12 protein-coding genes are annotated in these 14,577 nt (G+C 28.6%); 4 read left to right on the top strand and 8 right to left on the bottom strand.

The features are described 5' to 3' along the window. Positions 1 to 101: 101 nt before the first annotated feature. The 3 genes from MPF19_RS01255 to MPF19_RS01245 are packed head-to-tail and all read left to right on the top strand — an operon-like array spanning position 102 to position 3,361. Entirely contained in the window at positions 102 to 635 is a 534-nt protein-coding gene (locus tag MPF19_RS01255; protein ID WP_249986451.1) for an RNA methyltransferase, read from the top strand. 58 nt (positions 636 to 693) lie between these two features. After that, positions 694 to 2,694 carry a tetratricopeptide repeat-containing sensor histidine kinase gene (locus tag MPF19_RS01250; RefSeq protein WP_249986450.1) on the top strand — a complete coding sequence of 667 codons (2,001 nt, stop codon included), beginning with the start codon at positions 694 to 696 and terminating at the stop codon, positions 2,692 to 2,694. Then, on the top strand, positions 2,684 to 3,361 hold the full coding sequence (locus MPF19_RS01245; protein WP_249986449.1) for a response regulator transcription factor: 678 nt from the start codon (positions 2,684 to 2,686) through the stop codon (positions 3,359 to 3,361). Before MPF19_RS01250 ends, MPF19_RS01245 begins: the two co-directional genes overlap by 11 nt. Before the next feature lie 277 nt (positions 3,362 to 3,638). Here MPF19_RS01245 and mgtE read toward each other — a convergent pair whose 3' ends face one another. Genes mgtE through MPF19_RS01225 form a run of 4 tightly spaced genes read right to left on the bottom strand, consistent with a single transcriptional unit; the run spans position 3,639 to position 7,973 of the window. Beyond that, positions 3,639 to 4,991, bottom strand: coding sequence for a magnesium transporter (mgtE, locus tag MPF19_RS01240; RefSeq protein WP_203392888.1), 1,353 nt, complete (start codon positions 4,989 to 4,991; stop codon positions 3,639 to 3,641). Continuing rightward, positions 4,981 to 5,784 (bottom strand): 16S rRNA (adenine(1518)-N(6)/adenine(1519)-N(6))-dimethyltransferase RsmA, encoded by an 804-nt coding sequence (gene rsmA, locus MPF19_RS01235; RefSeq protein WP_203392889.1) that lies wholly within the window; start codon positions 5,782 to 5,784, stop codon positions 4,981 to 4,983. The genes mgtE and rsmA overlap by 11 nt, the downstream gene beginning before the upstream one ends. A 12-nt stretch (positions 5,785 to 5,796) precedes the next feature. Beyond that, complete coding sequence (locus MPF19_RS01230; RefSeq protein WP_203392890.1) at positions 5,797 to 6,126, bottom strand: DUF4286 family protein; 330 nt, start codon at positions 6,124 to 6,126, stop codon at positions 5,797 to 5,799. A 53-nt stretch (positions 6,127 to 6,179) separates the two neighbouring features. Then, positions 6,180 to 7,973: a tetratricopeptide repeat protein gene (locus tag MPF19_RS01225; RefSeq protein ID WP_249986448.1), complete on the bottom strand. Its 1,794-nt coding sequence runs from the start codon at positions 7,971 to 7,973 to the stop codon at positions 6,180 to 6,182. Positions 7,974 to 8,098: 125 nt separating this feature from the next. On the opposite strand from MPF19_RS01225, the gene MPF19_RS01220 reads away from it, so the two are divergent. Next, entirely contained in the window at positions 8,099 to 8,242 is a 144-nt protein-coding gene (locus tag MPF19_RS01220) for a hypothetical protein (RefSeq protein WP_249986447.1), read from the top strand. A gap of 144 nt (positions 8,243 to 8,386) precedes the next feature. Here the strand turns inward: MPF19_RS01220 and serS are convergent, their stop codons facing one another. The 4 genes from serS to MPF19_RS01200 form a co-directional block, all read right to left on the bottom strand. Then, on the bottom strand, positions 8,387 to 9,661 hold the full coding sequence (serS, locus tag MPF19_RS01215) for a serine--tRNA ligase (protein ID WP_249986446.1): 1,275 nt from the start codon (positions 9,659 to 9,661) through the stop codon (positions 8,387 to 8,389). A 725-nt stretch (positions 9,662 to 10,386) separates the two neighbouring features. Continuing rightward, positions 10,387 to 12,939: a TonB-dependent receptor gene (locus MPF19_RS01210; RefSeq protein WP_249986445.1), complete on the bottom strand. Its 2,553-nt coding sequence runs from the start codon at positions 12,937 to 12,939 to the stop codon at positions 10,387 to 10,389. Continuing rightward, positions 12,902 to 13,819, bottom strand: a complete 918-nt coding sequence (locus tag MPF19_RS01205) for a FecR family protein (protein ID WP_249986444.1) — start codon at positions 13,817 to 13,819, stop codon at positions 12,902 to 12,904. The genes MPF19_RS01210 and MPF19_RS01205 overlap by 38 nt, the downstream gene beginning before the upstream one ends. 59 nt (positions 13,820 to 13,878) lie before the next feature. Further along, positions 13,879 to 14,388, bottom strand: a complete 510-nt coding sequence (locus MPF19_RS01200) for an RNA polymerase sigma factor (protein WP_203395149.1) — start codon at positions 14,386 to 14,388, stop codon at positions 13,879 to 13,881. Positions 14,389 to 14,577 lie beyond the last annotated feature (189 nt).

Below are 14,577 nucleotides of genomic sequence, written 5' to 3'. Positions count from 1 at the left end.
TTGATTTTGCCAAGTTTTTGGAAATTTTCAGTTAGTTTTGCGAAGATAGAAAAAGTAGGCAGTATTCAGTTGGCAGTTTGCCGTGAACTTATCCACAAGATATGAGAAAATTAAAGAATAACGAGTTAGGAAGAATTACAGTTGATGAATTTAAAATTGTTGAAAAGACGCCAATAATTGTAGTTTTAGATAATATTAGAAGTTTAAATAATATTGGTTCTGTTTTTAGAACTTCTGATGCTTTTTTGATTGAAAAAATCTATTTATGTGGTATTTGCGCTACTCCGCCAAACAAAGATATTCATAAAACGGCTTTAGGTGCAACAGAATCTGTAGCTTGGGAATATGTAGAAGATACCTTGACTTTAGTTGAAAAATTAAAGTCAGAAAATGTAAAAGTCCTGTCTATTGAACAAGCAGAAAATGCTACAATGCTCGACACTTTTTATCCGACGAAAGGAGAAAAATATGCCATTGTAATGGGTAATGAAGTTAAAGGAGTGCAACAAGAAGTGGTTAATGCCTCTGATTTGTGTATTGAAATTCCGCAATTGGGTACCAAACATTCTTTAAATATTTCTGTAACTACAGGAGTTGTTATTTGGGATTTATTTCAAAAAATGGGGAAATTATAGTTGGTTTAATTTATAAAATTCTATTTTTATAGTCTTCTAATTATTTGGCCCCTAATAAATGAAGTTTGAAGAAAATATTTTTTGCAGTAAAAACAAGTATTTGCTGTTACTCTTTTTAGTCAGTTTTTCTATTTTTTCTCAAGAGAAAAGTATAGATTCTTTAGATTATTTATTAAAAGAATACCAAAAAACTAAACAACTCCATATACCAAAACAAGCCTATCTATTATCAGAAAATACCAAAAATGATTCTTTAATTAGAATTACCTACATAAATTTTGGTATGAAAAGCTTTTTTAATGGAGACACTACAAATTTGAGTGTAACTGAAAAGAAGTTGCATCAATTTTATAATAGAACTAAAGATGCTTCTGCTTTAGCAAAAAGCTATTATTATAAGGGGCTTTATTTTAAGGTTAAATTTAAATTTGATAGCACTTTTTATTATTATAGCAAATCTAAAGACATTTCTGTACAGTTAAAAGATTCTTTAGAAGCAACCAGAAGGTTGTTGTCTATGGCTGCGCTTCAATATGATGAAAGAGATTATTTAGGAAGTGAAATTTCTATTATAGAAGGATTACGTTTTGTAGAACCTCGTATTAAAGGTTCGGGTCTAGAAAATTATCCTAATGAAGTTTTTTTTACGGGGCTTTTATATGAAAGGTTAGGAAATGTTTTATTCATGACAGATAGACAGGAAGAAGCTAGAAAAACGTATCTAAAATTCTTTGAAATCCAAAAGAAAAGTCCAGAATTAGATATAAAATACCAAGAGGCAAGATTGTTTAATCATTTAGCAACTACCTATGAGTCTGAAGGGAATTATACAGAAGCTATAAATTATTTTAAGAAAAGTTTAGCTATAGACAGTCTTCAATTTAAAAATGTTTATAGATATGAAACTGCATTGGGAGGTATTGCTTTTAATAATTTTTTATTAGGAAATAAAAAAGATGCATTAGAAGGGTATTTAGAGGTTTTAAAACTTAGACAAGAAAGAAATTACAAAAGAGGTTTAGTATTGGCTCATTCTAATTTAGGTAAAATTTATGAGGCAAATAAGGAAACTAAAAAAGCAATATTTCATTCTAATAAAGGATTAGAATTAGCGAAACAAATAAACTTCAATAGGTACACTTTAGACAATCTTTTACTTTTATCTCATTTGGTAAAAGGTGAAAAAGGGAGGCTGTTATTAGAAGAACATATTACTTTAAATGATAGTCTTTATAGAAGAGAAAGGTCTTTAAAAAATCAGTTTGCAAAAATTAGATATGAAACTGAAAAAAAGGACAAAGAAAACGTTGGTTTAAAGCAAGAAAACTCAAGAAAAAATTTAGAATTAGAGCGTCAGAAACAACAAAAAATTATTGGTTGGTTAATAGCTACTGCAAGTCTTTTATTTATCGGTTTTGCGGCAATTGTGGTTTCTAATAGAAGAAAAAAAATTATGTTTGAAGCAAAGATGCAAAAAATTGAAGCACGCGAAAAAGAGCGACAGCAAATTGCAAAATCTTTGCATGATGAGGTTGCTGGAGATATTAGAATGTTGCTTTTAAAGTTAGAAAACGCTAACCAACAAGAAGAAGCCAGAAGCTTAAATATTATTAAAGAAAATGTTAGAAATTTATCGCATCAATTAAGTAGTGAAAGTTTTGATAAAGTTTCATTTAAAAATCAGATAATTAATCTAGTATCAGATTTTTTTGAAATAGATTTTAAGATTAAAGTAAAAGAAATAGATAGCGTAAATTGGTTAGAAATAAACAATTCCATAAAAAGAACATTATTTTTATCGATAAGAGAAGGTATACAAAATGCCAAAAAACATGCAGCAGCAAAAATAGTTGTGTTAGAGTTTAGTGAAACAAATAACTCTATCTTTTTATCGATTTCTGATAACGGAAAAGGTTTTAATCTTACAGATAAGAAAAACGGAATAGGTTTAAAAAATATGAAAGAAAGAGTTAATGAAATTAATGGAATCTTTAATATTGAAAGTGAGGTAGAAAAAGGAACAAATATTAGTGTAGAAATCCCTAAGAATGGAAAATAAAACTAGAATTTTAATTGTTGATGATCATCAATTAGTAATACAAGGAATACTTTGCTCTTTAAAGGAAGTTGGCGATTTTGATGTGATTACTACTAATACTTGTGACGACGCTTTCCGGATGATAAAAAGTCATCAAAAAACCAACCCTTTTCACTTATTATTTACCGATTTAAGTTTTGATAATGCTACAGATGAAACAAGTTTAGATGGGGGAGAAGAATTGATAAAAGCTATTAGAAATAATGAGTTTGATATTAAAATAGCAGTTATAACAGGGCATACAGAAACCAATAGAGTATATAATGTAATTAGTAATTTAAAACCAAATGCCTACCTATTAAAAAGCAAATGCGATGCTACAGAAATTGGTTTTGCGGTTCAAAAAATGTTAGCAAATAATTTTTATTATACCCATGAGATTCATCAAAAAATAATGCGTAGAAACATTGTTCAAATTCAAATGGATGATGTTGCTATTCAAATTTTAAAGGAGCTTCCAAAACACCCTAAAATAAGTAATTTAGAAGGTGTAATTACAAAACCAGATAGTTCTTTTTTAAAACTTCGTTCTATAGAAACTAAATTGTGTAACTTAAGAACAGATTTAAATGCAAAAAATAATACAGACCTAGTTCTTAAAGCAAAAGAATTAGGAATTATAGATTAACCTAAAAGAATAGGTGTGTTTGATTTTAAAACAACAATTATTTTTTTTGCGGAAAACCGCATTTTTAATTTCGGTTTTTTACATTTTACATTTTTACTATAGTTGTATGTTTGTGTAATAATTATATTACGTATAATTAAGGGGACAATTGCAGATATGCATTAAGGTATATCGAAAATGAAAAGAATAAAAATCTTTCAGTTTATCTGAAAGATTTTTTTTGTTTTTGGGAAGGACTTTAACTCTATTTTAATAGGTTTTAAGCAAGAAATTAAACTTAGAAACCCAATACTAATTTAGCGATAGAAAAGTAGATTAAAATTCCTAAAATATCATTACTTGTTGTAATAAATGGCCCTGTTGCTAAAGCGGGATCTATCCCTTTTTTTGCTAAAATGATAGGAATAAAGGTTCCGATAATTGAGGCAATAATAATTACGGAAATTAAAGATGCAGCTACGGTAATTCCTAATTCTAAATCAAAACCTAAAAATAACATTCCTGCAGACATTAATAATGCAGCCAAGACAAAACCGTTTAATAACCCTTGTAAAATTTCTTTTAATAACCTTTTAAAAAGTGAGCCTTTTAAACTGTCGTTAGCCAAACCTTGCACAATAATTGCAGAAGATTGCACACCTACATTACCTGCCATTGCCGCAATTAGTGGTGTAAAAAAGAAAAGTTCTTTATGATCTTGCATAGCTCCACTGAAACCTCCTAAAATTGAAACAGAAATAAAGCCACCAAACAGCGCTAATATTAACCAAGGTAAACGTGCTTTTGTAAGTTCCCAGATAGTGTCATCTGCCTCTACATCTTGAGAAAAACCAGCCGCCATTTGGTAATCTTTATCGGCCTCTTCTCTAATAACATCTACAATATCATCAATGGTAATTCTACCCACCAAAACATTGTTATCATCTACAACAGGTATGGCTTCTAAATCGTATTTAGCCATTATTTTAGCAACCTCTTCTTCTGGATCATGTACGTTTACGGCATCTACTTTGGTTTTACAGATTTCTGCAATTTTATGATCTGATTTGGCAATTATTAAGTCTTTTAAAGACATTCTACCTACCAATTTATCTTCTCTATCTACTACATAAATAGAATGCACTCTCGTTACATCTTTAGCTTGACCTCTAATTCTACGCATGCATCCCGCAACTGTCCAAGTTTCATAAACTTTTACCAACTCTTTTGCCATTAATGCCCCTGCAGAATCATCGTTATAAGACAATAATTCTTTAATATCTGCTGCATGATCATCATCTTCTAAAGCAGAAATTACACGATGCTGACGTTCTTCTGAAAGTTCTCCAATAATATCTGCTGCATCATCGGTATCCATTTCTCTAACTTCATCTGCAATTTCTTTAGCAGATAAGTTGTCTAAAATTTTCTCACGTGTGTCTTCATCTAATTCTGTTAGAATTTCTGATGTTTTTTCGCTATCTAAAAGTTTGATAATGTAAATAGCTTCCTCAAAATTTACTTCGTCTAAAACTTCGGCTATATCTGCAAAATGGACTTCTGTAAATAGTTTTTTTATTTCAGAATCATTGTGTTCATCAATAAAGTCTATTAGTTTTTCTAGAAATTGATCAGTAAGTTCAAATGCCATTTTCTATTAATTTTTGCGTTAGAGAGATAAAAGCTTCAACAGATAACTGTTCTGGGCGTTTCGCAAAGATAGGATCTTCCTTTAAGGAATCCGAAAGATTAAAGGACTTTAAACTAGAGCGCAACATCTTTCTTCGTTGATTAAATGCGGTCTTTACTACTCTAAAAAATATCTTTTCATCTACAGGTAACGAATAATCTTTTTTTCTGATGAATCTAATAACCCCAGAGTCTACTTTTGGAGGTGGATTAAATACCGTTGGCGGAACGGTAAATAAGTATTCTACATCAAAAAAGGCTTGGGTTAATACAGATAGAATTCCGTATACTTTAGATCCTTCTTTTTCTGCAATTCTTTTTGCCACTTCTTTTTGAAACATACCCGCAAATTCAGGAACATATTCTCTGTTTTCAATGGCTTTAAAAACAATTTGAGTAGAAATATTATAAGGGAAATTACCAATAATAGCTACTTGTTTTTTGTTAAAAATATCTTGAATATTATTCTTTAAAAAATCTCCTTCTATAATTTCGAAATGATCCCTAGAAGTATCCAATTTAATGTGCTCTAAAGGAAAAGTTTCGTGCAAATACGCAACAGATTCTCTGTCTAATTCCATGACAGTAACCTTTGCTTTTTTGGGCAATAAATATTTGGTTAAAACTCCCATTCCAGGACCAATTTCTAAGACATCATCATATCCATTACCAGTTAATGCATCTGCTATATCTTTTGCAATGCTTTCATCTGTTAAAAAATGCTGACCTAAATGTTTTTTTGCTTTAACTGACATATTTATACTTTTTTAATTCCCTACACTTGTAGGATAAAATTCTTTTACTAATCTTAATTCTGTTCTAAAAGCTAACATTTTATCTCCAAATTTCTGAAGACTTTTCTGTTGTAATGTTTCTGCTTCGTGTTTATAATAAGCATCTAAATCTTCTCTTGAGTTTGCAGTATATTGTATAGAATAAGTGCTACCACCCATTTCTTCTTCTACCAAAACTTGGGTTAGTTTTGCAGACGTAAATCTGCCAGTATTTAAGACTTTTAAAATATGACTTTCCATAAATGTAAGCCATTCTTTATGAACGGTTTCATCTATATTTATAGTTACGTTGTATATGTACATTATGCTGTGTAATTGTAATTTTGTGTAAATGTTTAATTGAAAAAATTAGAGTGTTAAATATCATCTCCTCTTAATTTTCGATATTTTTTTCTAGCATCTACTAGATAAATACTAGAAGAATAGTCAAAAATAATCTTTTGATAGTATTCTGAGGCTTTTTCTGGGTTGTTTAATTGATTATTATACAATTCTGCCATTTCGTAATACACATCATCTGCATAAATACCTTGATTATCTGCTGCAATAATTTTTGAAAAACTTAAAAGAGCTTCCTTATATTTTTTTTGTTTGATGAATAATTTTGCTTCAAAAAAGAGTACATCATCATAAATAACTTCAGCTGAGGTTAATCCATTTTCAAAAACAATTTTAGGTGTAAACAAACTGTGTAATTCTGCTAATGCTTCCTCATTTTTATTTTGATAAGAGAGCAGTTCTGCTTTTGCCAATTGCTTTAAGCCAGACGGAATAGAATCTACAGGTTCATTATCTGTTATTTTTAAATACAATTCTAAGGCATCATTTGCAATTAATTGTGTTGTAGAGCCTTTTAATACTTTTAATTGTGCTTTTGCCCACGTAAAATCGGCTTTATAATAACTTGTTTGTGCTACTTTAAAACGAGCTTGTTGTGCTAATTCGTGGTTTTTGAGTTGCGTTTGAATTTGAGAAAAATAGATCAATGCTTTGTTGTAATTTCCTGTAAAAACCAAAATATCTCCTAATTTTAGTTTTATTCTTGCTTTACCAAATCTAGAACGAGTATAACTTAAGGCTTCTTCTAAAACAGTTTTAGCTTCGTTTGGTTGGTCTTTTTTAAAGGTTAAAAAATCTGCATATTCCACTTGTAATTTTATGGTTGATGAATTTTTACCAAATTGATTAAAAAGCGATAGAAACAGTTTTTCTACTTCAGGGTTGTTTGTTGCTACTGCTATTTTAGCGAGGTAAAGAGAGGCATCTATTTTTTCTATTGGTAGCGTTTCTTGTTGCGTTATAAAGTTAAAACATTCTTTTGCAGCAATATAATCTTTGTTATCAAAAGCTATTTTTCCTAAATCAAAAACCGAATTTAAGTCTACAGGGTTTCTTTTGTACAAAGCTTTTTCTTGCATAAAAGCTTTATTATAGTCTTTTTGCTGCGTAAATAACCAACTTAACAAAGCATTCCAAGCGTCTTTTGGGTTGCTAGCAGATTTTTTTAAAAGTGTTTTTCTAAATAAAATATTTGCTTCATTTTCTGCATCATTAGTAATATAACTACTAGTATATCTTTTTACTAGATCATAATTTTCAATGTTTTTATCAACCAGATTAAAGTAAGCTTCAAACATTTTTTTTAAGTCGCCTTTTTCTCCGTAAATCTGAGCAATTCTAAAGCTATAATCTGCTTTTTTATTTTTAGCCATTGTTTTTGTATAAGCTAAAATTGCATTGTCTAAAAGATTATAATCTTTAAATAATCTGCCAATAAAACCACCATAATAACTGTTTGTATCAATAGAATTTAAGGCTATAGTATAATTTTTTTGTGCTAATTCTAGCAATTGTTGTTTTTGGTAATTATACCCTAAATGAACATAATAAAAAGCGAGTTTTGGGTCTTTGTTAAGCGCAGTTTTTAATATTTTTTCTACTTCATTAAATTTATTTGTTTCTTGATAACAAGAAATTAATCGACTTAAATAAGTGGTATTAAAAAGGTTGTTAGCATATAAGTTTTTAAAGATTTGAGTCGCTTTTTCATACGCTCCCTCTCTATAGTAATCTTCTGCTAAGTAATAATCACCTTGAGAGAAGCTAACGCTTGTTACAGTAATAAAAATAAGTAAAAATAGTTTTTTCATCAGTATCAAAGATAATCAACCTAAACGTTAAAACTTTATTAAAGGAGCCTATTCTGAGTAGTTCTTTGTAACATTTTGGCACGGAACTTGTCTAAGGAGTATATAACCAATCAAATTTTAAGATGATGAATACATTTAAAAAACAATACGAAATTGCAAAAAACAATGCTATAGAGTTTATGAAAAACGGACAAATTAGTGCGTATTTAAATGCTCTTTTAGAAATGAATAAATATAAAAGATTAATGGTTGCTGTTGTAGCAAATTAAAGTTAGTTTGCAGTCGTCAGTCGTCAGTAAGCAGTAAAAAAACAGTAATCAGTCTCAGTTTGCAGTAATATTAGAACTGCAAACCGCTACTGAATCATATTTTCACAAACTTAAGCACTGTATACTGCCTCTGTAAACTGAATACTAGTTAATAATATCGAACCCACAATAAGGTACCAAAGCATCTGGTATTTTAATTCCGTCTGCTGTTTGGTAGTTTTCTAAAATTCCGGCTAAAACACGAGGTAAAGCCAAAGAACTACCATTTAAGGTGTGTGCCAATTCGCTTTTACCTTCTTTGTTTTTAAAACGAAGTTTTAATCTATTTGCCTGAAATGCTTCGAAGTTAGATGCAGAACTAATTTCTAACCAACGGTCTTGCGCTGTAGAAAATACTTCAAAATCGAATGTTAAAGCAGACGTAAAACCAGTATCTCCACCACACAAACGTAATATTCTATAAGGTAATTTTAAATCTCTTAAAATATCTTTAATATGTTCTACCATGCCGTTTAAAGCTTGGTAAGAATTGTCAGGATGCTCAATACGTACAATCTCCACTTTATCAAATTGATGCAATCTGTTTAAACCTCTAACATGTGCACCATAACTACCTGCTTCACGTCTAAAACAAGGTGTATATCCAGTAACTTTTATTGGAAATTCTGATTCTTGCATTAAATTACCACGAAACATATTTGTAATAGGAATTTCTGCAGTAGGAATTAAATACAAATCATCTACTGTAGAATGATACATTTGCCCATCTTTATCTGGCAATTGACCCGTTGCCGTTGCAGATTCTGTATTTACCAAATGAGGTACTTGCACTTCTGTATAACCTGCTTTGGTATTTTTATCTAAAAAATAGTTGATTAAAGCACGTTGTAATCTTGCTCCTTTTCCTTTATAAACCGGAAAACCAGCACCTGTAATTTTATTTCCTAATTCAAAATCTATAATATCATATTTCTTAGCCAATTCCCAATGAGGTAAAGCATTTTCCCCTAAATCAGGAATTGTTCCTTCACTAAAAATGTTCTCATTATCTTCTTCAGATTTCCCCGCTTTAACAGAAGTATGTGGTATGTTTGGTATCTGATATAATAATGTTTGCAACTCTTCAGCAAAAGCATTAAAGTTTTCGCCAAGTTCCTTAGATTTTTCTTTTAACTGAACTGTTTTTTCCTTTAAAAGATTCGCTTTTTGTACTTCTCCAGACTTAAAAAAACCACCAATTTCTTTCGATAATTTATTAGATTCTGCCAAAGTATTATCTAACTCTACTTGCGTAGATCTTCTATTCTCATCCGCAGTTAAAACTTCTTCAATAATCTTTTCTGCATTGGCAAAATTACGTTTTGCTAACCCAGCTAAAACAGTTTCTTTGTTGTCTCTAATAAATTGTACTTGTAACATTTTTGTAGAATTTTGTAAGTGCAAAGATATAATTTGTACAATGGATTTACCATGAAATTAATAATAAATAATTTCATCAAAAAGAGAGGTAGAAAACACAGAAAAAAGAATAATTATAATGTTTTTTTGGGCGTTAACACAAGGGTCAGGCTTTCGCACTCGCTTTTTTTGTAAAAAACAAAAAAGAGCTCAAACAATTGCTCTATCCTTAACGCGTAGTGAATACTAAAAAAGGAAGTTAATTTAGAGTAACGCAGACCTCACAGGTTTTTAAAACTTGTGAGGTCTTTAATGTTAAATCCTGATCTTGTCATTTCTAAAAAAGGAGAAACCGCGTAACAGTGATAACACAAACCTGAGCAGCAACAATTGTCATTTCTACATTAGGACAAATCCCATAACAGTGATAACACAATACCAACAAACTTTATGAGATTTCTCAATCGCTAAAAAGCTCATTTCGAAATGACAAACTGTATGGTTATTGAGTAAGTTTTAACTCTATAAAATCAAAAAACTCTAAAATTTTCACTTCGACTCACATAACAGTGATAACAGAAAACTGAGCCACAATACTTGTCATTTTGAAGTACTGAGAAATGTCATAACAGTGATAACACAAGAATTATCTAACTTTATAAAATTTTTAATTTAGAATACTGCAAAGAAATGAATTCTAGTCTTGTAGGGAATTTTAAGGCAGAACCTCTAGAAATTCTTTTCAACTAAAAATTGACTCTAAAACTTAAATTTGGAGTAAAAGGCAAAGAATAATTATCTACTCTTCTTACATTATTTTTACGAGTTTTATCTACAAGATAATAAGCATCTATGATGTTTTTTTTATCTGTAATATTTGTAAAACCAAGACGAATAGTAGATTTTATAGCCTTAGATAAATTAAAATCATAACTACCAGAAAGATCTACTCTAAAGAAATTAGCTAGTTTTTCTTGATTCGGATTGTCGTAATTAACAATTGTTCTATTTTTACTTTCTATAGTTTCATTTCCTACAACAGGTTTTGTATAAGGTTTACCAGAACGTAAAACTCCCCCAAATGAAATTTTAAAAACTTTAGAAAAATTATAGTTAAAAGCAGCACTTAAAGAGTGTGTAATATCTAAACTATTAGAAAATGTTGTTGGGTTAAAAATATCGAATGTATAATCATTTTTTGAGTATGTATAACTTAGCCAAGTACTAATTTTTTTAGTTTGTTTATTTACTAAAAATTCTACACCTTTTGCTTCATAATTTCCTATAGAATTTGCAGTCTGATTGTTATAAAAACCTTGATTTTTAGCAGTAATTCCATCTACTTTTTTGTAAAAACCAGTAATATCTATATAAAGATTTTCTTTAGCATATTCCACTCCAAAAGAGGCTTGATTACTTTTTATAATAGGTGTAATATTATCATCAGAAAGTACCCATCTTTGTTTTTCTATTCCTAAAAAATTATTTTCAAAATCTATTTTCTGAGCTGTACTTTGGTTTTTATATTCGCCTTCTAATTTTAAAGATAAGGCTGTATTTAATTGCTGACGAATATTAATTCTAGGTTCTATTATAAGTTTATCAAACTTTTCAAAATAGTTTGCTCTTACCCCAAATCTAGCATACGTATTCTTTTTATGATATTCAATTTCAGAATAAAAAGCACTTTTTAACAATACATTTTGTTCTGTGTTAATAAAAGTTGGTGCATTTATAGTTATACTATTTTTAACTTCTATTTTATTAAATACCAATCCATTAGTTAAATTTAAAATATCAGAAAACTCATATTTTGTATTCAATTTTATTGCTGTTTCTAATACATTATTAAATTGTATTTGATATTGATCTGCATCTCTATTAAAATCTGAAGAATTTATTTTATAATCTGAAAAGAAAATAGATAAATTAGTAGAAAACTTTGCATCCCAATTTGCATCCCAACTAATTTTGGTTCCTAAATTTTCTTGTTTTAAAACACTATTTTCTTCTATTGTAGTATTATTTGAAGTGTATTGTTCTTTATAATCTAAATTGTTTTTTATGTGAATAAAATTAGTTCTAATGGCATGATTGTAACTAATATCATATAAAATTTTAAAAGAATAATCGTAAAAATAAAAGTCTGAATCTGTGTTGTTTACAGTATTATTTGTGGTAGAATTACCTTGAAAACTTCTAGTAAAATAATTCTTGTAGGTTGGTGTGTTAATAACATCTGTAATAGATCTTCTGGCAGAAACATGAAGTTCTAAATTTTCTTTTATGGGCACTTGTAAAAAAGCATCTGCGCTAAGTAAATTAAAACCTCCACCTCCAGAAAATTTATTGGTAATTTCATTAGAAGCTTCCATATTTATGGTAGATGAAACTCCGTCTGAAAATGCACTACTGGTTCCGTTTTTAATAACAGCTACCTTTTTTGTTAAATACGGATTATAAGCAGAAATAAGTCCAAAAAAATGACCTGAATGATACATTTTAATTCCATCCCAAAGCATTAAATTTTGGTCATTTGTACCGCCTCTAACATTAATGTTAGAAATACTTTCGTTGATACTTTCTACACCTGGTAAAATTTTAATTGTTTTTAAAATATCGGGTTCTATTAAACCAGGTAAAATTCCGAATTTTTCTGTGTCTAAAACAGTACTTCCATCTGCATTTTTATGCAAACCAGCAGTTAAAAACTTAGGCATAGTAATTTCTGATAATTCTTCTGTTTCTTCTTCTAAATATATTTTTTTACAACTGGTGGCAAACAATTCTTTTGCAGTAATAGTTTTTGTTTTAAAACTGATAAAAGAAATAGTTAAAGTGGCATTTACAGGTACATTTTTTAAATAAAAAACACCTTTATTATTTGTGGTTGTACCTAATTTATAACCTTTTACTTTTACAGAAGTTAAAAATAAAGGTTCTAAGGTATTAGATTTTAAAATGGTTCCGCAAACAGAAATATATTTATTTAGAAAAGAAACAGTAACATACCTATTATCTAAAGTTTTAAATTGTAAAAAAGTTTCTTTATTTAAAAAAACGAGTAAATTTTCTATAGAAATTCCTTTTTTTGGATGTTGAATAAAAATATCTTTTATATCATTATCAGAATAAGAAAATTTTATATCATAACTTTTTTCAAGTTTTAATAATAACGAAGAAAGTGCTATTTTATCAGAAGAATTCTGTGTAAAAACAACACTTGTTATCAATAAAAAACAACATAAAACAAGCCGTACTTTATTTATCATGGTTAAAGATAGTAATTTTTTTACCATCAATTTTATAAGATAATTGTAACGGAATTGTAACAGATTTTAATGCAATATTTATATCTGAATGTGTAAAACCGCCAGAATATAAAATATCTAAATCAACATTTTTAGTTTCAATAGTATACGCAAACTGATTTTCTATTTCATCTAAAATAAAATGCAAAGCTGTACTTTTAAAATTAGACTCTTTTTGCAACCAAGATTTCTCGTTAATGTTAAAGGTATTTGTAGTATCTATAACACCATTTACTACTTTAAAAATGCTTCCTTTAGGTAGTTTTATCAGCGTGTTTTTATAAGTAACACTTACCAAACCTTCATAGGTTTTTACTTCAAAATAATTAACTCTTTCTTTAACGTTAAATTGCGTACCCAATACTGTAACATCTCCAATTTCGGTATTTACTGTAAATTTTTTTCCTTTTTGTACTTTAAAAAATGCTTCTCCGTTTAAAGTTAAATTTCTGTTTTCTTGCCAGTCTTTATTCGCATAAGAAATTTCTGAATTTGAGTTTAATACTACTTCTGAATTATCTGGTAAATTAAAGTTTTTCGTTTCTGAAAAAGCGGTTTTAAAGTTTGTATTATTAGTATTAAAAAGAAGAAAATAAGAAGTTGTTAATAACAAAATAATTGCTGCTGCATATTTGTATAAATTCTTAAAATTAAAAGGAATAACTTTTCCTTTTTTAGAAGTATTTTTAGTTTTTAATTTTAAATCTGCAAGAGATTTGTTAACATCTACTTTAGGCGTTTCTATTTGTGATGAATAATGCGCAATTTTGTCTAAAGTATTAAAATCTTTCGATTCTTTTAAACGCATTAATTCTTCATCAGAAATTTCTCTGTTTAGCCACTTTAAGATGTCGTTTTCTTTTTCCATTTCTTCTACTTCTATATATAAAACAACTAATCAGTAGTTTACCCTACCTTAAATCGGTCTTAAATTCCGTCTATTTTATTTCTTAATTTTTTTAATGCTGATGACATTCGTTTTTCTACTGCTTTTTGAGATATTTCTAACAATTCTGCTATTTCTCGGTATTTTTTTCCATCAATTCTATTCATCAAAAAAACTTCTCGTTCTGCTTCTGTTAAATCTGCAATAGCATTTTGTAGTTTGTCTTTAAATTCTTCTTCTTCTAATAAATAATCTGGACTTTGGTTATTAACATCTAAATAAGGACTGCTTTTTGCATATTCAAAAACCACTTTTTGATGTTTTACTTTATTTAAAAAAAGATTGTTAATAACGGTAAATAAGTAAGATTTTGCTTTTGTAAAATCTATGTTAGAACAATGTTCCCAAATTTTTATAAAGGCTTCTTGTGCTAAATCTAAAGAGGCGTTTTTATCTCCAGATTTATAGTAGGCAAAATTACTTGCAGACTGAATATGGGAAGTGTAAAACTCATTAAAATAGATTTCATCACAAAGAGATTTATTACTCATATAGAGGTTTTAAAAAAGAATATAAAGTGTAAAAATAAAACAAAGTTATTCTATTAAAAAATACAGTTCGTAAAATCTATTTAAGTTTAAAGTTTTAGGTGTAAAAATGAGTAGTAAAAGATTATTTATCTTCCTTTTTTGTCATTTTATAAATCAGGTAACCAAAACCTACCAAAAAATGAAAAATGA

The sequence above is a fragment of the Polaribacter sp. Z014 genome (assembly GCF_023555435.1).
Classification (GTDB): domain Bacteria; phylum Bacteroidota; class Bacteroidia; order Flavobacteriales; family Flavobacteriaceae; genus Polaribacter.
The sequence above is the reverse complement of the archived record's forward strand: the minus strand, read 5'-3'. Positions and strand labels throughout refer to the sequence as shown.